Origin of the sequence: Pseudorhizobium endolithicum, from assembly GCF_902153245.2 — a bacterium.
Classification (GTDB): Bacteria; Pseudomonadota; Alphaproteobacteria; order Rhizobiales; family Rhizobiaceae; genus Neorhizobium; species Neorhizobium endolithicum.
The window spans coordinates 468,222-489,657 of record NZ_CABFWF030000001.1; the positions used below are offsets into that span (position 1 = coordinate 468,222).

Sequence of the window (21,436 nt, forward strand, 5' to 3'; positions counted from 1 at the left end):
ACAGCGCAGGCAGATTCTACCTTATGGTGTAATTCGACTTGATATTTACTAATGGATGCAGCTACTGTCCTGCGGCTTGGGGAGGACACGATGAACATCATCGTCTGCTGCGACGGGACATGGAACACGCCCGATGCCATGGAGGACGGGCTACCCAGCCCCACCAACGTGGTGAAGCTCTATAATGCGCTGGCACATGTCGATGCCGCCGGGCAGGAGCAGAAATTCTACTATCATCCCGGCGTAGGGACAGACGGCACCTGGATCAGCCGCGCACTCAGCGGCGGCACCGGCAAAGGGCTCAGCCTCAATATCATGAGCGCCTACAACTGGCTGGCCCGCAACTATCGCGAAGGCGACCGCATCTGGCTCTTCGGCTTCAGCCGCGGCGCCTACACCGTGCGCAGCCTCGGCGGCATGATCTCCATGTGCGGGCTTCTGGATCTTTCGACGTTCAAGGGCCGTCCCAAGGATGCGTGGGACGAGGTGCAGAAGATCTTCGATGCCTACCGGGAGGAGAAGCCGGGGCGCATCAGCGCCTCGGCGAGGCACGCGTTCCATCACGCGCGTGCCGGCGAACCTCCGGCCGGCCGCACGCCGATCCATTTTATCGGCGTCTGGGATACCGTCGGCTCACTCGGCATTCCCGATGACATGGCGCTCCTCAATCTCCTCGACGATCCCGAAAACCACCGTTTCCACAACACTACCCTCGGGCCGGTCGTCCGCCATGCCCGCCATGCCGTGGCATTGGATGAATTCCGCCAGAGCTTCCTGCCGACGCTCTGGGAGAAGCCGGAGGGCTGGGACGGGACGCTGAAGCAAGTCTGGTTCCCCGGCGCGCACGGGGATGTCGGCGGCGGCTACAGCCAGTGCGGCCTTTCCGACGGAGCGCTCTATTGGATGATGCAGGAGGCGGAGGCGGAAGGCCTTTGCTTCAGCCTCGGGGCCATCAACCAGTTGAAGCCGGATCCCCGCGGCCTGCTGCACGATTCCGTGCAAGGTCTCTTCAAGGCGCTGAAGACGAGACCGCGGGCCACGCCGGCCGTCACGGAGGAAGCAACGGACGCGGTGCATGAATCAGCCAGCGACAGGCATCGCAACCCGCCCCTCACCCAGGGCCGTTACCGGCCACGCAAGCACCTTCCCGTCACGCTGGATATCTTTGCCCGCGACCACTGGAACGACACGGGCGTCTACCTTGAAGGCGGCAGGACCTATCACCTCGAGGCAAGCGGCGAATGGATGGACGGTGCCTCGATCAAGTGCGGCCCCGGCGGCGCCCGCGACGGCAAACTGCAGGCCGCTGAAATCGCCCATATTGCCTCCTCCGTCTGGGGCGGTATCGAGACGGTCTGGAAGAAGGTGACCGGCAACAGGCAGATCGACTTCTGGTGGACGCGGCGCGAGGAAGACATGCCTTGGTTCTGCCTCGTCGGTCTCGTGGCGAACAATGTGCCGCCTCCCAGGAAGGACGAGGACCAGAAGATCGAGCGCCTGCCGCACGAGGTGTTCAAGATCGGCGAGGGCCTGAAGTTGACACCGCGCAAGTCGGGCTATCTCTACTGCTTCGCCAACGATGCCTGGCACGCCTACGAGAACAACCGCGGCAGCGTGCAATTGACCATAACCGAAGTAGAAGGATCGGCCTGAGACGGGGCACTGCTTTCGCAGACCGATGGAGCGCGGCGCAATCTCCCGCGCCGCGCCTGCGGAAGGTCCGCCCTGCCCCTAGAACCGCTGGGTCAGCGAGATCTTGAACGTCCGGCCCGGCTCGGAATAATACTCATCCGGCTGCGGCGTCTGCCGCGTGGCAAGGTTCACCGCGTCGTAATAGGTCTTGTCGAACAGGTTGTAAACGCCGGCGCGGATGGTAAGCCCCTTCGTCTGTTCGGGCTCCCACCATCCGGTGAGGTCGAAGATGCCGTATCCGGGCGCGTCGATCGTGTTGGCGTCGCCATCATCGTCCACCCCCTGCGCGGCGGTGAAGATCAGGTCCGCTCCCCAGGTCTCCGTCGCATAGCCGGTTCCGAGAACGACCTTCAGCGGCGGCACCGAGCGGATGTCCTCGTCCGTGTCGAGATCCACGCCGTCCGCGAACGACAGGGCACCATAGACACGCATGCCGTTGTCGAAGCGCTTGTGACCGGAAAGCTCCACCCCATAGATCCGCACCTTGTCACGGTTGAAATACTGCGTGATGCCTTGCGGATAGGTGCCTGTGGGATCGGTGCGCGTCTCGCTGTCGATGAAATTGCGATAGCGGTTGTAGAAGGCGCCGAGATGGCCGCCGAAATCGTCGTCGCCTAGATTGGCGCCGATTTCGAAGCCGTTGCTCGTTTCCGGCTCGAGGTTCGGGTTTCCGGCGCGGAAGTAGGTTCCGGGGGCGCCGAAGTTGAGGTAGAGCTCGGAGACGTCGGGGGCGCGGAAGCCCATTGCCCACTGCGCATAGAGCTCGACCCGAGGATTCGGTTCGTAGGAAGCGCGAAGCTTCGGCGAGAATTGACTGTCCGACTGGCCGGGCGGCATGCCGGTATAGTTGGCGCCGTTCGTATAGGCATCGGTTTCCTTCGGATCGTAGTCGTACCAGTCGAACCGCAGGCCGGGCGTCAGGTAAAAGGCGCTGTCGCCGAGGCCGATCTTGTCTTCGATGAACAGCCCGACCGTCCTGCCGTCGACATCCGGCATGTCCGACTGGTTCGTATGCAGGAAGTTGCAGGAGTAGAAGGGCAGCCAGGGCGGGGTCGGATATGGCCCGGCCGGGCATGCGTCCTCACCGGCCGAATACTGGGAGGCCTTCGACCAGGCGACGCTGAGGCCACCCGTCAGGCGATGGGTAAGGTCGCCGGTGACGAAGGACTTCTCCGCATTGCCGGCGAAGCCGATGCTGCGTTCCTGGAACTCGTTGTCACGCGAATAGGCACCGACCGGCGAAGAAGACCGGTAGCCCTCGGCACCGCTCTCCCGCAGCACGTCCTGCCAGTAGAAGACGGCATTGGCACTGTCGACCCAGGCCTCGTCACCCACTGCCTCGAAGCGGTAGTCGAGCGACAGCCGGTCGCGCCTGATGTCTTCGTTGCCGTCGAGGTTGCCCGGCCGGTAGGTCCCGGTCAGGCTCTGGCCGGTCATGTTGTGGAAGCTCTCGTCCCGATCATAGCGCTCGCCCGTGAAACCGAAGACATGGCCTCCTTCCGCCTGCTGGCGCAGCTTGAACAACAGGTTATATTGGTCGAACTCTGCCGGATTGGGTTCGCTGCGGGCCGTCGAATAGCCGCCGACATCGCCTTGGTTGTCGCGCTCCTGCCCCCTGCGATAGCCGCCCTGGAACAGGATCGAGGTGTTCTCGATCCGCTTCGCCACTGCCGCCGAACCGCCGAAACTGCGATCTTCGCTGTCATAGAGGGACTTGGCGACACCGCCCCAGTCCCTGCCCTCGCCGATCAGGTCTTCCGGTTCCAGTGTCCGCAGCACCACGGCTCCACCCAGCGCCCCGGAGCCGGCACGGCTGGAATCGGCCCCACGCACGATGTCGATGGTGGATAGCGAATTGAAGTCGAAGCTGTCCGCGCCGCCGTCGGCATCGCGGGCCCCGTCGATCAGATAGGGGATCGGAATACCGTCGATGCTGGTCAGGATCCGGTTCTGCTCCAGTCCGCGGATGTTGACGCTGCGCGTCTCCCGGTTGAAGGACACGCCGGGCTCCAGGCTGCGGCCGAGATCCTCGAGGCTGGTGATCTGTCTTTCGTCGATCTCCTCCGCCGTGGTCTGCGAGGTGAGCGGCGTATCCGCCACGTCGCCTGCCGGCACGGCGATCCGCTTGCCCTTCAGCACGATCGTCTGCAGCACGGTCGCCTGGCCGGAGGCGGCATCCTGAGCCGTAGCGGGAGACGAAGCGACGATCACCATGGCCGTGCACGTCAGCAGGAGCGATCTGGTGGTCCGGGAGCTCATGATAATCCTTTCTCGAACCGGCATGCGACATCGACGGCGCGCTTGGGCACGCCGGGCAGGAGGTCCTTCCGGTGCTGGTTGGCAGGGCTGGGAGGCGGGCGGCCTCACTCCCGCCATCTAAAAAACATGATTTTTATTGTCAACATTAAAGATGACAGAACTAGTCATATTTTAGGAGCGCGGGCGAGGCCGGCGGCGCTGCAAAGCCCCCGGCGCAATGCCCAATGTATACCCTCTACCAATGGCGAGATTGTCAGAACCGGACAATCCGGCTAATTAGCTAAAATCTGATGATATGTCGTAAATGGGTGGAAGGGCCCGCCCTGTAAGGTCGACGGCATTCAACGAACCGGGCGGACATTCGCATTGTCAGTAGTGAAGGTGGAAACGCTGGAAAGGCAGGCGGCGCTGAGCGGCGCGATCGCCGCTGCCGAATCCCAGGCCGAGGTCCTGGCCGCGCTTGAGCGCGCGGCGCACGCCTTCGGCTTCACCTATGTCACGCTGATGGTGAAGTTCAACGAGGACGACGAATATATGGCGCGGCTCATCATCCAGAGCACGCTGCCGGCGGATTTCGTGCGCGAGTTCGACCGCAACCGGTTCCTCGCCAAATGTCCGGTTCTGCCCACCCTCTTCGATACCATGCTGCCGCAGGCCTGGACGCTGGAAAACCTGGAGCGGGAGGGAGTCGTTCCGGCTCAGATCACTCAGTTGTTGCGCCGCTTCTCGCTGTTCACGACGGTGGTAATGCCGCTGCACTCGCTGGACGGCGAACGCTTCCTGCTGCGTTTCGACGGCAAGCGCCCGCCGCTGCGCCAGTCGGAAGTCAACGAGTTCGCGATGATCTCGCTGCATGCCTTCGACGTGTTCGAGAAGATCCGGCGAACGCACCGCATCGCCATCCCGAGCCCCCTTTCCATGCGGGAACTGGAGGTCGTGCGCTGGACGGCGCAGGGCAAGACTTCCGTCGAGATCGGCCGCATCCTCTCGCTCTCCGATCACACGGTCAACGCCCACATGACCAACGCCATCAAGAAGCTCGATTGCGTCAACCGCACGCAGCTCGTCGCCAAGGCGATCCGGCTCGGCCTGATCGCCTGACGGGCTAGCGGTCGAGCACTGAGCGCACCTCCACCAGATTGGAGCGCACCCTCAGGATATAGAAGCCCATGGTCGCGAGATGCGTCGGCATGATCCAGCCGTCCTCGCGACCGTTGGAGATGATCGCCGGCTGGATGCGCAGCGCCGAGCGGAACTGCTCGAGCGTCTCCGTCCACAGCGGGCCGAGATTGCGCTCGCGGATGACCTGCGAGAAGTCGGCGCCGGCCGCGGAAAGAATGGCATAATACCCGTAGAGCTGGCCGTAGGCGAACCAGAAGCGGTCGTCCGCCCGCGTGTCGAACCAGCCGGCATTGTAGTGCTCCGAGCGCTCGCGCAGGATTGCGGAGGTGCTGCCGAGATCGTTGGCGATGCGGTCCACGAACTGCACGAGGTTGTCGGCGCGGCTGTCGAAGGTCGCGCGGCAGGCGGCAAGATCGGTGTTGAACTTGCGGAAACTGTCGATCGCCGCGCGGTAGTAGCTCGGCGTCGGCGTTTTCGGGCCGAATGGGCTCAGGCCGAAATACCAGGAATATTCGTCGAACTGCAGGTTGTTTCGGGCATCCTGCAGGTCGTTGTTGATCCCGGAGGTACCCCGCACGCGGGCAAGCGTATCGACCAGTTCGACCGAAGTCCTGCGCACCGCCTGGTTCACGCCCCGCTGGAAGGATGCCTTGTTGTCGAGGAAGGGCGTGTGGTCCCAGTCTATTCCGAACAGCCCCAGCCGGTAGAGCAGCATGGAGGAGATCCAGGCGTTCTGGTTGACGTTGACGTCGATCATGTCCGCGACCACGTCGACAATGGCGGAGGATTGGCACTGTTGCCCGCCCGCCGCCTGCGTTCCGGATGCTGCGGGTGCGGGCGCGGCGATCTCTTGTCCGGCGGGAGCCGTCCGCTCCGACAGTCTGTACTCCTCCACGAAATCGGGATCGAAGCTGCTCCAGACCTGCGTCTGCCAGAAGAAGTAGCCGTAGAGCCCGACGAACAGCACGATGAACGCCAGAAGCGGTCCTTTGATCATCCAGCTCCGGTGCGAATACCAGCCGCGCGCCGCCATGAACGGCCAGACCAGCCACGCGACGGCGAGCCCGGCGCCCCGCCCGGCCGCTGAAAAGACCCGGCGGAAGAAACGTAGGATCGCATCAAGCATGATTTGCCTCCGGCCCTGTCCCAAATCCTAAAGCCGCCCGTGTGCCCGGAGGCGCGCCGAAGTGCTCCGTGAAACGGCTGTCGATTCCAGCCTTCCGCCGGTCTATCTCCCGGCTCGAAAGCATATCCTTCTCGTAGAGATCGATCAGCGGCGCCAGGTGCGGCAAAGATTCGCGGTGGCGGAACTGAGGTGGCCCCGTCTCGCCCGCAGGCGAGAGGATGCCGTCGAGCAGTATCCCCCGCTCCGCCTCGATCGTCAGCTTGTTCATGAGCAGGTTCACATCCGCCACCTGCCGGTTGATGTCCACCAGCAGCGTCTGGAGCATCTGCAGGTAGTCCTCCACCCGCGCCGCCGCCGCCGTGACCTCGCGTCCCTGCCGTTTCGCCTCCGCCAGGAGGTTGTCGGCAAGCGCCTGTCGATGCCCGGTGAGGTCCACCAGGTCCGCCTCGATCGAGCGCCGTGCCGTCATCAACCGCTCCCGATGCCGCGACAGCATATCTGACAGCGCATCCGCCTCGGTCAGCGCCTGCCGGAGCATCGCGGCGGGCGTCCGGACCTGCGGGCGAAAGCGAAGCGAGAGTACGGCACGCGCTGCGTGCTGCAGCCGCTCCTTCACGGTCGGCTGCGGGATATCCTCCAGCGGAGCCTGCGCATGGTCGATGAGGTTTGCGACGCGGCCGACCATGGATGCGAGGGATGTCGAAGCCGATGACCACGCCGTGGCGATCGATCCGGCCGCCACGTCCTCCGACTCATCCTCCCGCGCCGCCGGAACAAGCTTGGTGCGGGCGGCCTCCGCTACCGTCCGTGCAGCCCGGCCGATCCGCTCGTCCAGCTCCGTCAGCACGCCTTCGAGCGCTGCAAGTCCGTTCCCGCCGCGTTCGGTCCTGCCCATTCCGCTCCCCAAGACATCTGGCACAATAAAAAGGCCACCATGGACTTATACCATGGTGGCCGGATGTAAAGCGGGACGGTCCTGTCAGAGGCCGAGTTCGGCGATCGCGGCGTCGACGCGCTCGCGTGCCTTCTTCGGCAGCTTGCCGGTCTTGACGGCATCCAGGTTTGCCGGGGCGTCACCGACAACGATGACCGCGACCATGCCCATGCCGAGATGCGGCGTGCACTTCACGACATAGGCGCCTTCCTTGTCGAGCGTGACGGAGAGTTCCTGGTTCATCTTGCCCTTGAACTCCTCGGCACCCTCCGGGATCATGCCCTTCATGGCTGCCGCGTCATGGCCCTTGTCGGAGGGAACGAACTTGATCGTGTCGCCCGGTGCGGCCTTGATGGCGGCCGGTTCGAACACCATGGCCTGACCGTCGCTGCCCTTGTTGAGCATCTTGACCTCGATCTCAGCGCTGAGGGCCGGAACCGCATACAGGGCGAGGCCAGCGGCGAGGACGAAGGCGGTCTTTGCAGTCTTGAACATTTTCAATCTCCTGAAACGAGCCTTGGGAGGCGTCGGGGACCTTCATAGGGCGATCCCGGCAACAGCTCTTTGACGAAGATCAAGTAACTAAGACGCAGCGGATTTTGTCTTCCCAGTGCCGCCGGCAGAAGGAGACGTACTTCTCGTTGCCGCCGACATCCACCTGCGCCCCATCGCGCACGAAATTCCCCTCCTCGTCGAGCCGCGCCACCATGGTAGCCTTGCGCCCGCAGAAGCAGATCGTACGCACCTCCCGCAGTTCGTCGGCGATCGCCAGCAGTTCCTGGGATCCGGGAAAAAGCTTGCCCTGGAAATCCGTTCGCAGGCCGTAGGTCATCACCGGCAAGCCGAGCCGGTCGGCAAGGCGGGCCAACTGCCACACCTGCTCCGGCGTCAGGAACTGCGCCTCGTCCACGAAGACGCAGGCGACCGGCTCCTCCGCATGCATGAGCTCGACAAGCGCGAAGAGATCGTCGCCCGGCTCGAAGGGAATGGCATCGGCGGCCAGCCCGATCCGCGAGGCGACACGCCCGACCCCCGCACGGCTGTCGAGCGCCGCCGTCAGGATCGCGGTGCGCATCCCCCGCTCCTGATAATTGTAGGAGGCCTGCAGGAGCAGGGTCGATTTTCCCGCGTTCATCGACGCGTAGTGAAAGTAGAGTTTTGCCATTCCCGCCTTCTCCTCCGCATTGCCGCTGAGAAAAAGTCCACAGAAAGCTGAAACCACAGGAAAGCCACCGGCTCTGACCACTGCAAGCCCGCCCGTTGCAAAGTCGACACGAACTGACGCGCTCGGGCTAGCTTGCCTCGACTTCGCATATATTTATAAATGGCCGGGAACAAAGACAGGAGCGCCAACCATGAACCATCCGATGAAGATCCTGCTTGCCGGAGCCGTCTCGCTGCTGGTCCTGGGCGAGGCCGCCCAAGCGGCGGAACCGGAATCCTGCGGCACGGTCCGCTTCTCCGACGTCGGTTGGACCGACATCACAGCCACGACCGCCACCGCATCGGTCCTCCTCGAGGCGCTTGGATATGAGACGGACGTCAAGGTCCTCTCGGTTCCCGTCACCTACAGTTCGCTAAAGAACAAGGACATCGACGTCTTCCTCGGCAACTGGATGCCGACCATGGAAGCCGACATCGCCCCCTATCGCGCGGACAAGTCCGTGGAGTCCTATGGTCCCAACCTGACAGGCGCGAAATACACGCTGGCGACCAACGCCAAGGGCGCCGAACTGGGCATCAAGGATTTTAAGGACATCGCGGCACACAGCGATGAACTGGGCGGCAAGATCTACGCCATCGAGCCCGGCAATGATGGCAATCGGCTGATCCTCGGCATGGTCGAGAACGACACCTTCGGGCTCAAGGATTTCGATGTCGTCGAATCCTCCGAGCAGGGAATGCTGGCGCAGGTGGCGCGGGCAGACAAGGCGGGAGAGCCCGTCGTCTTTCTCGGATGGGAACCGCATCCGATGAACGCCAACTTCGATCTCACCTATCTCACGGGTGGCGACGACGTCTTCGGCCCGAACTTGGGCGGCGCCGAAATTTTCACCAACCTCCGCGCCGGTTACGCCGAGGAATGCCCCAATGTCGGTACCTTCGTTAAGAACCTGAAGTTCACGCTGGCAATGGAAAACGAGATCATGAGCGCCATCCTTGATGATGGGGAGGACGCCGAAGATGCCGCCCGGGATTGGCTGAAGGCAAACCCCGACGCCGTCACTCCTTGGCTCGCGGGTGTGACCACCAAGGACGGTGGCGACGCCCTCGCTGCCGTGAAGGCCGAACTCGGCCTCTGACGATTTCTACGGGTCGCCCCGGCGACCCGTTCTCTATTTCTCGCGCAACACTTACGGAAGAGGCAAGCACCGCGTGACCTGGCTTCCTGAATGGCTCGTGGATTCCGATGGCCAATTGCGCCTCGGCACCTGGGCGAAGGACTTCGTCGACTGGCTGACCGACAACGGCGCCTGGTTCTTCGACTGGCTGTCAAGCGTGCTTGCCACCGTTATCGACGGGCTGCTCTACGTGCTCCAGACGCCCCATCCCCTGGTCATCGTCGCGGCGATGACGGGGCTTTCCTGGTGGTTCCGCCGCTCCATCGGTGTGGCGCTGTTCACTGCCCTCGGCCTGCTCCTCATCATCAACCAGGGATATTGGGAGGAAACCACCGAGACTCTGGCGCTGGTGGTCGCCGCCACCGCCGTCAGCATGCTGGTGGGGATCCCGCTTGGCATCGCCGCCGCCCGCCGCGCCTGGATCTACGAGGTGATGCGCCCCGTCCTCGACCTGATGCAGACCATTCCCACCTTCGTCTATCTTATCCCGGCGCTGATCCTCTTCGGCCTGGGCATGGTGCCGGGCCTGATCGCGACCGTCATCTTCGCGATCCCCGCCCCCATCCGCCTGACCCGCCTCGGGATCGTGTCGACCCCGGAGGCCCTCACCGAGGCGGCCGTCGCCTTCGGCGCCACCCCCGGCCAGGTGCTGCGGAAGGTCGAACTCCCCTATGCCATGCCGCAGATCATGGCCGGGCTGACGCAGACCATCATGCTGTCGCTCTCCATGGTCGTCATCGCCGCCCTGGTCGGCGCCAACGGCCTCGGTGTGCCGGTGGTCCGCGCCCTCAACACCGTCAACATCGCCCGGGGCTTCGAGGCCGGCCTCTGCATCGTCATCCTCGCCATCATCCTCGACCGGATGTTCCGGCCGGCTTCGGGAGACCCGACATGACCGATGCAGTCGTTTTCAGGAATGTCGACATCGTCTTCGGGGACAAGCACGCTGAGGTGCTTGGCCTGATCGATCAGGGCAGAAGCAGGGACGAGATCAGCGCCGAGACGGGCATCGTCGTCGGGGTTGCAAACGCCTCGCTCTCGGTCAGCGAGGGCGAGATCGTCGTCCTCATGGGCCTATCCGGTTCCGGTAAGTCGACCCTGCTGCGCGCCGTGAACGGCCTCGCGCCGGTGGCACGCGGCGATGTCGAGGTAACGACACCCGATGGGCGGATCGATCCCTACAAGACCAGCGCAAAGACGCTGCGGCAGTTGCGCACCGACACGGTCTCGATGGTCTTCCAGCAGTTCGGCCTCCTCCCCTGGCGCACGGTCGAGGAGAATGTCGGCTTTGGTCTAGAGCTTGCGGGCGTACCCGAGAAGGAGCGCCGTCGGCGGGTCGGCGAACAACTGGAACTGGTGAACCTCAGCCAGTGGGCGGATCGCAAGGTAGGCGAGTTGTCGGGCGGCATGCAGCAGCGCGTCGGCCTCGCACGCGCGTTCGCGACCGGGGCACCCATCCTCCTGATGGACGAGCCGTTCTCGGCTCTCGACCCGCTGATCCGCACCCGCCTGCAGGATGAACTTCTGGAATTCCAGCGGCGGCTGAAGAAAACCATCCTATTCGTCAGCCACGATCTCGACGAGGCCTTCCGCATCGGCAACCGCATCGCCATCATGGAAGGCGGCCGCATCATCCAGTGCGGCACGCCGCAGGAAATCGTCCGGGATCCGGCCGATCAGTATGTGGCGGACTTCGTTCAGAACATGAACCCGATCACGATGCTGACGGCGGGCGACGTGATGCGTCACGGCGTTGCTGCCGGCGGACCTGCGAACGGTGTCGCCGCGACCGCGCGTGTCGACACTCCTCTCGTTGACATCCTCGACGCACTCGCCCGCCAGCCCGGCACGATCGGCGTCATCGACAACGGCGCGGTGATCGGCACCATTTCCGCCGACGACATCATCGCCGGCCTTACCCGGCACAGGCGAAGGAGCACCGCGGCATGAACGACAGGCCGGCTGACAAGCAGACCGAAGGGCAGACCGAAGGGCGGACGGACAGGCCGAGCGTGCTGCGCGAGACCGACGAGGAAGCTCGCCGCCTCGCCCGCACCCTCGTGCGCGGCGCGCGCCAGATGGCCCTCGCCGTCATCGATCCGGATACCGGCTTTCCCTCCGTGAGCCGGGCGCTGGCCGCCACCGATCTCGACGGCACGCCCGTCATTCTGGCCTCCGCCCTCTCCGCCCATACGAAAGGTCTGCTGGCCGACGATCGCTGCTCGCTCCTCGCCGGAGAGCCGGGCAAGGGCGACCCGCTGGCGCATCCACGCATGACGCTGCAGTGCCGGGCAGTTCCGGTCGATCGCGATGGCGACCTCCACCAGCGGCTGCGCGAGCGTTTTCTCGACCGGCACCCGAAAGCCGCGCTCTACATCGACTTTCCGGATTTCCGCTTTTTCCGCCTCGTGCCGCAGGTGGCTTCCTTGAACGGCGGCTTCGGCCGCGCCTATGCGCTCCCCGGAAGCGACCTCATCCTGTCCGACTCACTCGAAGTAATGAAATGGCGCGATCTGCAGGCAAGGCTGCGGGAAATGCCTGAGGCCGCCGCGCAGATTGCCGCACGCTTGTCTTCTGCCAAATCGGCAAAATGGCGTTTTGGGGGTGTCGATCCGTCCGGTTTCGATCTGATCGGCGGCGATATCCAGCTCAGGCAGGAGTTTGAAGCGCCGATTTCGTCGCCGGAGACGGCATTCGATCACATTTCCGGGATGGCTGATTCCATAGGCACATCCGCCGTTTCACCTTAAATTTAGGGATATACAATTGTTACTAACCCTTGTTAATCTAGAGCTTTCCATGCAGGGCATTTTTTGAAGCGTTCCCGCTTCGAGGGGAAATAAAGACTTATGGATACGCTGCCACTTTCCGAGCATTCGCTCGCCGCCGCAGGTTTGCTGTCTGCCATGGCAAATCCCAAGCGCCTTCTGATCCTGTGCTGCCTCGTCAAGGGAGAAGTTGCGGTCGGCGCGCTTGCGGTTCGCGTCGGGCTGAGCCAGTCGGCTCTCTCCCAGCATCTTTCCAAGCTCCGCGCGCAGAAGCTGGTGAAGACCCGGCGCGACGCGCAGACCATCTACTATTCCTGCTCTTCTCCGGCCGTCCTGAAGATTCTCGACTCGCTCGAGGATATCTACTGCCAGCCCGCCCAGGCGCAGTCCGCCGCCGCTTGATGACAGCGCTGACATGATGGATAGGCCGAGGCGGCGCCGGTCTGGCCCCGCCCCGTCTTTGCGGAACTTGCTATCGGATACGGTCTGATCGCCGCGGCTTGACGGCGCAAATGCCCCTGATAATTTGACCATGCAGTCAAAAAAGCCGGCCTCTGCCGGACGGGGAGCATTTCATGTCCAACCGCCTCAATACCACGCCCAACGATCTTCGGGCGTTCTGGATGCCGTTTACGGCCAACCGTCAGTTCAAGAAGGAACCGCGCCTCTTCGTCGGTGCAAAGGACATGCACTACACGACGCATGACGGGCGCCAGGTGCTGGACGCGACGGCCGGTCTCTGGTGCGTCAACGCCGGCCACTGCCGTCCGAAGATCACCGAGGCGATCCGCGAGCAGGCGGGCGAACTGGACTACGCGCCGGCCTTCCAGCTCGGCCACCCCAAGGCCTTCGAGCTTGCCAACCGCCTCGTCGACATTGCCCCGGAAGGCCTCAACCACGTTCTCTACACCAATTCCGGCTCCGAGTCGGTCGATACCGCCCTCAAGGTGGCGCTGGCTTACCATCGGGTGAAGGGCAATGGCGCGCGCTTCCGCCTGATCGGCCGCGAGCGCGGCTATCACGGCGTCAATTTCGGCGGCATCTCCGTTGGCGGCATCGTCGCCAACCGCAAGATGTTCGGCACGCTTCTGACCGGCGTCGACCACATGCCGCACACCCATCAACCGGGCAAGAACGCCTTTACCCGCGGCGAGCCCGAGCATGGCGGCGACATCGCGTCCGAGCTCGAGCGGATCGTCACCCTGCACGACGCCTCCACCATCGCCGCCGTGATCGTCGAGCCGGTGGCCGGCTCCACCGGCGTGCTGATCCCGCCGAAGGGCTACCTGCAGAAGCTCCGCGACATCTGCACCAAGCACGGCATCCTCTTGATTTTCGACGAGGTCATCACCGGCTTCGGCCGCATGGGCACGCCGTTCGCCGCCCAGTACTACGGCGTGACGCCGGACATCATGACGACCGCCAAGGGCCTCACCAACGGCGTCATCCCGATGGGCGCCGTGCTCGTCAGCTCCGAAATCCACGACGCCTTCATGAGCGGGCCGGAGCACATGATCGAGTTCTTCCACGGCTACACCTATTCCGGCAATCCGATCGCCGCCGCCGCGGGCCTCGCAACGCTGGAAACCTACAAGGAGGAAGGCCTCTTCGACCGGGCCCGCGACATGGCGCCCTACTGGGAAGACGGCCTGCACTCGCTGAAGGACCTGCCGAACGTCATCGACATCCGCAATATCGGCATGATCGGCGCGATCGAGCTTGATCCGATCGCCGGCGAGCCCACCAAGCGCGCCTTCTCCGCCTTCCTGAAGGCCTATGAGAACGGTCTCCTGATCCGCACCACCGGCGACATCATCGCCATGTCCCCGCCGCTGATCGCCGAGAAGCACCATATCGACGAGATTTTCGGCAAGTTGCGCGAGATCCTGAAGTCCAACATCTGAGCGATCGTCGCCGACCTCCCGCCAATCGGGAAGAAGGCGCTGAGCCCTCCACTATCAAGAGGCCCGCCGGGGCCTCTTTTCTTTTTGCCTCTCCGGCGGAGGAATCTCTTCCTCCACCGGCCCACCTCCTGCGGAGGCTTGCCCTTGCTCCCCACCGGTTCTGGATTACTCTCAGGCGGCATCAAGTCTGCGGAAAAGAGGGGAATTCAAAATGTGCAATCACTGCGTCATCGAGAATGTGAAGCGGAACATGCTGTCGCGCCGGTCGCTGTTCAAGGGAGCAGCCTTTGCCGGAGCAGCCGCCATAGTCGCGACGGGCCTGCCGCGGGAGGTCGTCGCGCAACCGGCAAGCAAGGTCGTCGACCTCACCCATGCCTATGATTCGACCTTCCCGACCTTCGACGGCAAGCCGGGCATAGAATACGAGTGGGCCGTCGAGATGGCCCAGAGCGGCTACCAGCTTCACAAGCTGACCATCTTCGAGCACACCGGCACCCATATCGACGCCCCGCTCCATTTCAGCGCCGACGGCACCAGCGTCGATGAGATCGAGCCGGCAAAGCTCGTGGCGCCGCTCGTCATCGTCGACATCACGGATCGCGCGAAAGAAGACGCCAATGCCGCGCTTGAAGCGGCCGATATCGAGGCATGGATCAGCGCCAACGGCGATATTCCGGCTGGCGCCATCGTCACCCTGCGCTCGGGCTGGGCGAAGAAGGTCAAGGAAGCTTCCTTCCGCAACGACGAAGCCGGCAACTTCACCTTCCCCGGTTTCGCCAAATCGGCCACGGATCTGCTCCAGACCCTCGACGTCGTGGCCATCGGCGTCGATACGCTGTCGCTCGATCCGGGCAATTCCGCAGATTTCGCCGTCCACAACTCCTGGCTCCCGGCCGGCCGTTACGGCATCGAGGGCCTTGCCAACCTGGAGGAACTTCCGGTCAAGGGCGCCACGATCGTGGTAGGCGCACCGAAGCATCGCGGCGGCACGGGCGGCCCGGCCCGCGTGCTGGCGCTGGTCTAGGGAGACAGGAAGATGGCTGTCGTTCCCCTGTTGAATGACGAGGAGGCGAGCGCGGAAGCGCTCGCCGTCTTCAACGACATCCGCGAGGCTCGAGGCACCGATTACGTCAACAATTTCTGGCGCGCGCTTGCCCACGACCCTGGCCAGCTAAAGTCGGTCTGGGACAGGATACAGTCGGTCATGGCACCCGGCGCGCTCGATCCGCTGGTCAAGGAACTCATCTATGTCGCCGTCTCCACGGCCAATGGCTGCGGCTACTGCGTCCATTCACACACGGCATCCGCAAGAGCCAAGGGCATGACGCCGGACATGCATGCGGAACTGCTGGCGGTCGTCGCCATGGCAAGCCAGACCAATGCGCTGGCGACGGCCCTTGGCGTGCCAATCGACGCACCTTTCGAGGCCGAGCAGGCAAGGGCTGGAGACTAAAACCAGCCCGCCGCTCATCGGGAGCACCTGCGGAAGGCTTCTCCCGGCCTTCCCATGACATAAAACTCCCCTGCCGCTCAGATCTTCGGCAGCATCTCTTCGCGTGCGCCTCCATTTTCAGCAATATCCTTGCGAATGCCGCCCGGACGTCCTACCACAGGATCAAGCTCGCACGGCAGCCAGACATGGCCCGGCAAGCCAGGACCACGCTACGCAGCACCAGGAACGAGCAGAGGATCGAGGCGCTGCGGGACGGTCGTCGTTTTATATCGGGCGTTTTAGCCCAAGCAAGGAGAACGAAAATGAACCGGAAACTTCTCGCCGGCGCGACCATGCTCGCTTCGCTGGCTTTCGCCCCCCTCGCCCACGCCGAGATCGTCATCGGCCTCATCGCGCCGCTGACCGGTCCGGTCGCCGCCTATGGCGCGCAGGTCAAGAACGGCGCCGAAGTCGCCGTCGAGGAGATCAACAAGGCCGGCGGCATCAATGGCGAGCAGGTGGTGCTGAAGATCGCTGACGACGCGGGCGAGCCGAAGCAGGGCGTCTCCGCTGCCAACCAGCTTGTCGGCGAAGGCATCCGCTTCGTCGTGGGCCCGGTCACCTCCGGCGTCGCCATCCCTGCGGCCGATGCCTTGGCCGAAAACGGCGCTCTCATGGTCACCCCGACCGCCACTGCCCCGGACCTGACCGCCCGCGGCCTGACCAACGTCCTGCGCACCTGCGGTCGTGACGACCAGCAGGCGGAAGTCGCGGCGAACTACGTTCTCGAGAACCTCAAGGACAAGAAGGTCGCCATCATCAACGACAAGGGCCAGTACGGCAAGGGTCTCGCGGACGCCTTCAAGGCGACCCTCAACGCCGGCGGCGTGAACGAAGTCTTCAACGACGCCCTGACCCCGGGCGACAAGGATTTCAGCGCGCTGACCACCCGCATGAAGCAGGAAGGCGTCGAGGTCATCTATTTCGGCGGTTACCACCCTGAAGCCGGCCTGCTGGCCCGCCAGCTGGCCGATGCCGGCCTAGAGGCGACCATCATCGGCGGCGACGGCCTGTCCAACAGCGAATACTGGAACATCGCCAACGAGCAGGCCGCCGGCACCGTCTTCACCAATGCCACGGACGCCACCAAGAACCCTGACTCCAAGGCCGCTGCCGATGCTCTTGGCGCGAAGAACATCCCGGCCGAAGCCTTCACGCTGAATGCCTATGCCGCCGTCGAGGTGATCAAGGCCGGCATCGAAAAGGCCGGCAACGCCGAGGATACCGAGGCGGTCGCGGCAGCGCTCAAGGACGGCTCCCCGATCAAGACCGCGATCGGCGAACTCACCTATGGCGAGACCGGCGACCTCACCTCGCAGAGCTTCTCGCTCTTCAAGTGGGAAGACGGCAAGATCGTCGCGGTCGAATAACCGAGACAGCCGGAAACCAGGTGAGGCGTCCGCGAGGGCGCCTCACCTCTTTTGGGGGCATGGATACCTGCTGCGCGCTGGTATCGGCAGCAGTGGCAATGGGAGCCGCAGGGGTTCGCTCGCCTCCTTCTCGTCACATGCCTAGGACTGGCAGCGGCCCGATCCTCTGCCGGATTGCGCCACCTCATCCGGATGCCCTGGCTCTTCCCTTGGCCGATGTGCCGCACCGATCTCTTCCAGCGCCAGCGCATGCAGCAGGACCAGCAGGTCCCGCTTTATGTCCGGCCCGTCGAGAACGTCCGGATTTGTTGACGCCACCAGAATTGTTCTGCGGGCAATGCGGCTGGCGACAGCTTCGCATCGCGTGTATCTGCGGGCCCAGACCGTGAGCCAGGCAGCCACTTCGGGTTTCCGGGCGTCATCTGCGACGGTGGGAACGGCCATAGGCGCTCCTCCCCTGTCTCGGCAGGCGGGAGCACATAGTAACCCTCAGCCGTCACCGCCTACGAATTCATCTGGTGACGATGGCATTAGCATACGCGCATATCAACCAGAGTCCATCCCGCGGTAGAAATAACGGCAATGTCGATCGAGGCACCAGGGGGCTAGCGATTCCCCCGCGCCGTCACCCCGCGTAGATCATCTTCCGCATCATGCCGCCGTCCAGCGTCAGCACCTGACCGGTCATGAAGCCGGCGGACGCCAGGTAGAGAACGGCGCTGGCGATGTCCTGCGGACGCCCCACCCGTCCGGCCGGATGCTGCTCGTGGTCCACCGGCCGCAGGTCCGTCTCCCCCGAGATCCAGCCCGGCGCAATAGCGTTCACGCGGATCTTCGGCCCAAGGCTGATGGCGAGCGCATGTGTGAGCGCCACCAGTCCGCCCTTCGCCGCCGCATAGGCTTCGGTCTGCGGCTCAGACATGAAGGCGCGTGTGGAAGCCATGTTGATGATCGACGCCCCCTCCTCCATCAGCGGCACGGCCGAGCGCGTCATCAGGAAGGCGCCCGTCAGGTGGCTGTCGGTGACCCGCCGCCATTCGGAGAGCGAGAGCTCCGCGATCGATCCGTTGCCCGGTGAGGCGATACCGGCATTGTTGACGAGCAGGTCCAGCCTCCGCCAGCCCAGTTCACCGAAGGCGTCGGCCACCGATGCCTCGTCGGCCACGTCGCAATGGACGTGCCGCACACCCTCCGGTCCTGGCTCCATGTCGAAGGAGGCCACCTCATAGCCGTTATCGGTGAGGCTCCTGCAAAGTCCCGTGCCGATAAGGCCGGCACCGCCCGTGATGATCGCTGTCTTCATGGCGCCGAAGATAGGTCCCGCGCCCGCCCTGTCGAGCCGGCATGCTGGTTTTTGGAACTTCACGGAAGCAACGGAAGACGGTCGCTGCGGGTCGTGACCGGTTAGGACCGGACGAGGATGCCGGCTTCTGCCGCCGCCGCCACGAAGGCGGTCCGGGCATCTTCGGGCTTGCGCTTTCCGTCCGCCACCGAGGCGCAAACGAGAAGCGCCCGGTCGAGCGCCGGCCCCTCGTCGAGGGGCCAATCCTCGATCATCGCCCAGGAGGCGGCCTGCACGCTGTCGATGGCCGTCGCCACGGGCGGCTCGCCAATCGAGATCAGGACGGGGTTTTTCCAGCTCATCGGCAGACCTTTAGTCGATCTGCCCTGTCGCTTCCAGCACCATTTGGTCTCGCCCGCCCGACCGGACTTCCCTCGACGCCTGACAATCCTTAAAACCCTCGTGAAGACGAACTTTGCGGAGAAACGGTATGAGCCGGCGCCTCGAAAAGCTGATCGACCAGGGTACCGGCCGGGAGCCTGCCGATATCGTGCTGAAGAACGGTCGCTTCTTCGACCTCGTCACCGGCGAACTCGTCGCCTCCGACATCGCCATCTGCGGCGAGCGCATTGTCGGCACCTGCGGCAGCTATTCCGGGAAGACGGAGATGGACATCTCCGGCAGGATCGTCGTCCCGGGCTTCATCGATACGCATCTGCACATTGAATCGTCGCTCGTCACCCCGCACGAATTCGACCGTTGCGTCCTCCCCTATGGCGTCACCACCGCCATCTGCGACCCGCACGAGATCGCCAATGTGCTCGGCGAGGAAGGCATCCGCTTCTTCCTCGAATCGGCCGAGCGAACGATCATGGACATCCGCGTCCAGCTCTCGTCCTGCGTGCCCGCCACCCATCTGGAAACCGCCGGCGCCGACCTGCCCATCGAAAAGCTCCTGCCCTTCCGCGACCACCCGAAGGTGATCGGCCTTGCCGAATTCATGAATTTCCCCGGCGTCATCCACAAGGACCCCGGCTGCCTTGCCAAGCTCGACGCCTTCTGGGACGACCACATCGACGGCCACGCGCCCCTCCTGCGCGGCAACGACCTCAACGGCTACCTTTCCGCCGGCATCCGCACCGAGCACGAATGCACGACGGAGGAGGAAGCGCTCGAAAAGATCCGCAAGGGCATGCACATCCTCATCCGCGAAGGTTCCGTCTCCAAGGACCTCCACGCGCTGATGCCGATCCTCACCGAACGGCTGTCGCCCTTCCTGGCGCTCTGCACGGACGACCGCAACCCGCTCGACATCGCCGAGCAGGGCCATCTCGACTACATGATCCGCACCGCGATCGCCCACGGCGTCGAACCGCTCGCCGTCTACCGCGCCGCCTCGATCTCCGCTGCCCGCGCCTTCGGTCTGCGCGACCGCGGGCTGATCGCCCCCGGCTGGCGTGCCGACCTCGTCGTCGTCGACAGCCTCGATAGCTGCAAGGCAAGCATGGTCTTCTCCGCCGGCCGCCGCGTCACCGACGACCTCTTCGCCACCCGAAAGCCTGTCGCACCCGTCGGCCTCGACAGCGTCAGGGCCCGCCCGGTGCAGGCCATGCATTTCGGCGTGCCCGTGAGCGAGGGCGAGGTGCCGGTGATCGGCGTCGTGCCCGGCAAGATCATCACCGAGCACCGCCGCTACCGACTACCCGCCTCCGGCAACCAGACGGGCGTCGATCTCGACCGCGACATCATCAAGGTCGCCGTCATCGAGCGCCACGGCAGGAACGGCAACCATGCCAACGGCTTCGTCCAGGGCTTCGGGCTGAGGAGGGGCGCCATCGCCTCCACCGTCGGCCATGACAGCCACAACATCTGCATCGTCGGCGTCTCGGAGGACGACATGGCGCTCGCCGCCAATCGCCTCGGCGAGATCAAGGGCGGCTTCGTGGTGGTGGAAGACGGCAGGGTCACCGGCGAGATCGCGCTCCCGGTTGCTGGCTTGATGAGCCTGGAACCTTACGAAGTGGTGCGCGACACGCTGCACGACCTCCGCAAGGCCGCCTACGCCCTCGGCACGACACTGGAAGAACCCTTCCTCCAGGTGGCCTTCCTACCGCTGCCCGTCATCCCCCACCTGACGATCTCCGACAGGGGCATGGTGGACGTCGACCGGTTCGAGCTGATCTAGCGCGTGCAGCGCGCCGCCGGCGACGCCGCATGCCTGCCGATTTGGTACAAAGGGTCGCACATGCGCGCCCTTGTACTGGCGGATTCAATCACCAAGTTCATGATATGTCTAGTTTACTGCACAAACAGCTGCTCAAGGCAGATGCCTCCGCCCGGAGGGTGCGGGGCTCTTCCTAGCAGCCTGATCCTCCGGGCAACAACAGTCCAGATTTGCCTGTTTTGAAGTCGGGTTTCATCCCGGCGCCGGAGATATCATGCTTAGATCTAGAAACTGCCAGCTTTGCCATCGAAACCTGCCTCGCGCTGCCGTGCGTTGTCCTTGGTGTGCGAATGCCCCGACGGGCCTCATGCCGACGCAAGGCAGTAGGGGCGGCCCTGCCCCGACGAACCCCGTTATCACCTCCAGGCGCGCGTGGGACGCCCATCATCAGCGTTGAATGGGCTCCCATTCTTGCGGTGAGAAGTGGAATCCGGGGCTGCGCCCCCGTCACCGGGCCTGCGGCGCCAAGCGAACCGTCCATCTGGTGCGCCGCCTGGCTCCGACCTCGACCATGGCCTTCGCGATCGTCATTGAACGCGCGATGGCAACAATCGAATTGAGAAAGGAGACGTCATGATCAAGGGTGCTCAATGTCGTGCTGCCCGTGCACTTGTCGGTATCTCGACGGAGAAACTTGCAAAGCTCGCCAATGTCGATGCTGCGGTGATCCAGGCTTTCGAACTGAAGATTGCACGCCCCTCTGCGGACATCATCAGGAAGCTTGAGCGCGCCCTGGAATATGCAGGTGCGGTCTTCCTGCCCGAAGCAAGCGACGGAGTGGGCGTCGGCGTCCGCTTGAAGTTCGACAGCGCAACGGCGAGGCGCCTGGCAATTCTGGAAAATGAGGGCGGCATCGTTCGCCCCGACCGGCTTGCCTGGCCCTGAAGCCTCGGCCGAAACCCTGTTTCTGGCCGCTGGCAA

At 64.0% G+C, this 21,436-nt stretch carries 21 protein-coding genes; 13 read left to right on the forward strand and 8 right to left on the reverse strand.

The features are described 5' to 3' along the window. The first annotated feature begins 90 nt into the window (after nucleotides 1–90). Entirely contained in the window at nucleotides 91–1,653 is a 1,563-nt protein-coding gene (locus tag RTCK_RS02425; RefSeq protein ID WP_142591284.1) for a DUF2235 domain-containing protein, read from the forward strand. Nucleotides 1,654–1,731: 78 nt separating this feature from the next. On the opposite strand, the gene RTCK_RS02430 is transcribed toward RTCK_RS02425, so the two are convergent. Next, nucleotides 1,732–3,951 carry a TonB-dependent hemoglobin/transferrin/lactoferrin family receptor gene (locus RTCK_RS02430; RefSeq protein WP_142591286.1) on the reverse strand — a complete coding sequence of 740 codons (2,220 nt, stop codon included), beginning with the start codon at nucleotides 3,949–3,951 and terminating at the stop codon, nucleotides 1,732–1,734. Nucleotides 3,952–4,326: 375 nt separating this feature from the next. On the opposite strand from RTCK_RS02430, the gene RTCK_RS02435 reads away from it, so the two are divergent. Next, on the forward strand, nucleotides 4,327–5,052 hold the full coding sequence (locus tag RTCK_RS02435; RefSeq protein WP_235988494.1) for a helix-turn-helix transcriptional regulator: 726 nt from the start codon (nucleotides 4,327–4,329) through the stop codon (nucleotides 5,050–5,052). A gap of 4 nt (nucleotides 5,053–5,056) precedes the next feature. Here RTCK_RS02435 and RTCK_RS02440 read toward each other — a convergent pair whose 3' ends face one another. The 4 genes from RTCK_RS02440 to RTCK_RS02455 form a co-directional block, all read right to left on the reverse strand. Beyond that, on the reverse strand, nucleotides 5,057–6,199 hold the full coding sequence (locus RTCK_RS02440; protein ID WP_142591289.1) for a DUF2333 family protein: 1,143 nt from the start codon (nucleotides 6,197–6,199) through the stop codon (nucleotides 5,057–5,059). After that, nucleotides 6,192–7,094 (reverse strand): hypothetical protein, encoded by a 903-nt coding sequence (locus RTCK_RS02445; RefSeq protein WP_142591291.1) that lies wholly within the window; start codon nucleotides 7,092–7,094, stop codon nucleotides 6,192–6,194. The genes RTCK_RS02440 and RTCK_RS02445 overlap by 8 nt, the downstream gene beginning before the upstream one ends. 84 nt (nucleotides 7,095–7,178) lie before the next feature. Further along, complete coding sequence (locus tag RTCK_RS02450) at nucleotides 7,179–7,628, reverse strand: pseudoazurin (protein ID WP_142520045.1); 450 nt, start codon at nucleotides 7,626–7,628, stop codon at nucleotides 7,179–7,181. A 79-nt stretch (nucleotides 7,629–7,707) separates the two neighbouring features. Beyond that, entirely contained in the window at nucleotides 7,708–8,298 is a 591-nt protein-coding gene (locus RTCK_RS02455) for a thymidine kinase (protein ID WP_142591293.1), read from the reverse strand. 190 nt (nucleotides 8,299–8,488) lie between these two features. Here RTCK_RS02455 and RTCK_RS02460 point away from each other — a divergent pair, with 190 nt between their 5' ends. From RTCK_RS02460 to RTCK_RS02500, 9 genes are all read left to right on the forward strand, one after another. Beyond that, nucleotides 8,489–9,436 (forward strand): choline ABC transporter substrate-binding protein, encoded by a 948-nt coding sequence (locus tag RTCK_RS02460; RefSeq protein WP_142520043.1) that lies wholly within the window; start codon nucleotides 8,489–8,491, stop codon nucleotides 9,434–9,436. A 97-nt stretch (nucleotides 9,437–9,533) separates the two neighbouring features. Next, nucleotides 9,534–10,370 (forward strand): choline ABC transporter permease subunit, encoded by an 837-nt coding sequence (gene choW / locus RTCK_RS02465; protein ID WP_408004498.1) that lies wholly within the window; start codon nucleotides 9,534–9,536, stop codon nucleotides 10,368–10,370. Next, nucleotides 10,367–11,425 carry a choline ABC transporter ATP-binding protein gene (gene choV, locus RTCK_RS02470; RefSeq protein WP_142520041.1) on the forward strand — a complete coding sequence of 353 codons (1,059 nt, stop codon included), beginning with the start codon at nucleotides 10,367–10,369 and terminating at the stop codon, nucleotides 11,423–11,425. The genes choW and choV overlap by 4 nt, the downstream gene beginning before the upstream one ends. Continuing rightward, nucleotides 11,422–12,225, forward strand: a complete 804-nt coding sequence (locus tag RTCK_RS02475) for a HugZ family pyridoxamine 5'-phosphate oxidase (RefSeq protein ID WP_142591295.1) — start codon at nucleotides 11,422–11,424, stop codon at nucleotides 12,223–12,225. Before choV ends, RTCK_RS02475 begins: the two co-directional genes overlap by 4 nt. 99 nt (nucleotides 12,226–12,324) lie before the next feature. Beyond that, nucleotides 12,325–12,645, forward strand: a complete 321-nt coding sequence (locus RTCK_RS02480; protein WP_142520039.1) for an ArsR/SmtB family transcription factor — start codon at nucleotides 12,325–12,327, stop codon at nucleotides 12,643–12,645. Between the two features lie 173 nt (nucleotides 12,646–12,818). Beyond that, nucleotides 12,819–14,147 (forward strand): aspartate aminotransferase family protein, encoded by a 1,329-nt coding sequence (locus RTCK_RS02485; RefSeq protein WP_142591297.1) that lies wholly within the window; start codon nucleotides 12,819–12,821, stop codon nucleotides 14,145–14,147. Between the two features lie 211 nt (nucleotides 14,148–14,358). Next, nucleotides 14,359–15,171: a cyclase family protein gene (locus tag RTCK_RS02490; RefSeq protein WP_142591299.1), complete on the forward strand. Its 813-nt coding sequence runs from the start codon at nucleotides 14,359–14,361 to the stop codon at nucleotides 15,169–15,171. Nucleotides 15,172–15,183: 12 nt separating this feature from the next. Next, nucleotides 15,184–15,600, forward strand: a complete 417-nt coding sequence (locus RTCK_RS02495) for a carboxymuconolactone decarboxylase family protein (protein WP_142520036.1) — start codon at nucleotides 15,184–15,186, stop codon at nucleotides 15,598–15,600. A gap of 302 nt (nucleotides 15,601–15,902) precedes the next feature. After that, nucleotides 15,903–17,009, forward strand: coding sequence for an ABC transporter substrate-binding protein (locus tag RTCK_RS02500; RefSeq protein WP_142520035.1), 1,107 nt, complete (start codon nucleotides 15,903–15,905; stop codon nucleotides 17,007–17,009). Between the two features lie 141 nt (nucleotides 17,010–17,150). Here the strand turns inward: RTCK_RS02500 and RTCK_RS02505 are convergent, their stop codons facing one another. The 3 genes from RTCK_RS02505 to RTCK_RS02515 form a co-directional block, all read right to left on the reverse strand. Further along, nucleotides 17,151–17,453, reverse strand: coding sequence for a hypothetical protein (locus tag RTCK_RS02505; protein ID WP_142591301.1), 303 nt, complete (start codon nucleotides 17,451–17,453; stop codon nucleotides 17,151–17,153). 181 nt (nucleotides 17,454–17,634) lie between these two features. Next, a complete protein-coding gene (locus RTCK_RS02510) occupies nucleotides 17,635–18,312 on the reverse strand; it encodes an SDR family oxidoreductase (protein WP_142520033.1) in 678 nt (225 codons plus the stop codon). Nucleotides 18,313–18,413: 101 nt separating this feature from the next. Next, nucleotides 18,414–18,659, reverse strand: a complete 246-nt coding sequence (locus tag RTCK_RS02515; RefSeq protein ID WP_408004499.1) for a DUF982 domain-containing protein — start codon at nucleotides 18,657–18,659, stop codon at nucleotides 18,414–18,416. A gap of 122 nt (nucleotides 18,660–18,781) precedes the next feature. Between RTCK_RS02515 and ade the strand changes: the two genes are divergently transcribed. Next, entirely contained in the window at nucleotides 18,782–20,476 is a 1,695-nt protein-coding gene (gene ade / locus RTCK_RS02520) for an adenine deaminase (RefSeq protein ID WP_142591303.1), read from the forward strand. 612 nt (nucleotides 20,477–21,088) lie between these two features. Next, nucleotides 21,089–21,400: a helix-turn-helix domain-containing protein gene (locus RTCK_RS02525; RefSeq protein ID WP_142520030.1), complete on the forward strand. Its 312-nt coding sequence runs from the start codon at nucleotides 21,089–21,091 to the stop codon at nucleotides 21,398–21,400. Nucleotides 21,401–21,436 lie beyond the last annotated feature (36 nt).

Coding starts and splice junctions, on each gene's coding strand:
- RTCK_RS02445 (WP_142591291.1), bottom strand. CDS start 7,094: ATGGGCAGGACCGAACGCGGCGGGAACGGACTTGCAGCGCTCGAAGGC.
- RTCK_RS02460 (WP_142520043.1), top strand. CDS start 8,489: ATGAACCATCCGATGAAGATCCTGCTTGCCGGAGCCGTCTCGCTGCTG.
- choV (WP_142520041.1), top strand. CDS start 10,367: ATGACCGATGCAGTCGTTTTCAGGAATGTCGACATCGTCTTCGGGGAC.
- RTCK_RS02490 (WP_142591299.1), top strand. CDS start 14,359: ATGTGCAATCACTGCGTCATCGAGAATGTGAAGCGGAACATGCTGTCG.
- RTCK_RS02480 (WP_142520039.1), top strand. CDS start 12,325: ATGGATACGCTGCCACTTTCCGAGCATTCGCTCGCCGCCGCAGGTTTG.
- RTCK_RS02510 (WP_142520033.1), bottom strand. CDS start 18,312: ATGAAGACAGCGATCATCACGGGCGGTGCCGGCCTTATCGGCACGGGA.
- RTCK_RS02425 (WP_142591284.1), top strand. CDS start 91: ATGAACATCATCGTCTGCTGCGACGGGACATGGAACACGCCCGATGCC.
- RTCK_RS02485 (WP_142591297.1), top strand. CDS start 12,819: ATGTCCAACCGCCTCAATACCACGCCCAACGATCTTCGGGCGTTCTGG.
- RTCK_RS02450 (WP_142520045.1), bottom strand. CDS start 7,628: ATGTTCAAGACTGCAAAGACCGCCTTCGTCCTCGCCGCTGGCCTCGCC.
- RTCK_RS02495 (WP_142520036.1), top strand. CDS start 15,184: ATGGCTGTCGTTCCCCTGTTGAATGACGAGGAGGCGAGCGCGGAAGCG.
- RTCK_RS02500 (WP_142520035.1), top strand. CDS start 15,903: ATGAACCGGAAACTTCTCGCCGGCGCGACCATGCTCGCTTCGCTGGCT.
- RTCK_RS02455 (WP_142591293.1), bottom strand. CDS start 8,298: ATGGCAAAACTCTACTTTCACTACGCGTCGATGAACGCGGGAAAATCG.
- RTCK_RS02430 (WP_142591286.1), bottom strand. CDS start 3,951: ATGAGCTCCCGGACCACCAGATCGCTCCTGCTGACGTGCACGGCCATG.
- RTCK_RS02525 (WP_142520030.1), top strand. CDS start 21,089: ATGATCAAGGGTGCTCAATGTCGTGCTGCCCGTGCACTTGTCGGTATC.
- RTCK_RS02475 (WP_142591295.1), top strand. CDS start 11,422: ATGAACGACAGGCCGGCTGACAAGCAGACCGAAGGGCAGACCGAAGGG.
- RTCK_RS02440 (WP_142591289.1), bottom strand. CDS start 6,199: ATGCTTGATGCGATCCTACGTTTCTTCCGCCGGGTCTTTTCAGCGGCC.
- RTCK_RS02505 (WP_142591301.1), bottom strand. CDS start 17,453: ATGGCCGTTCCCACCGTCGCAGATGACGCCCGGAAACCCGAAGTGGCT.
- ade (WP_142591303.1), top strand. CDS start 18,782: ATGAGCCGGCGCCTCGAAAAGCTGATCGACCAGGGTACCGGCCGGGAG.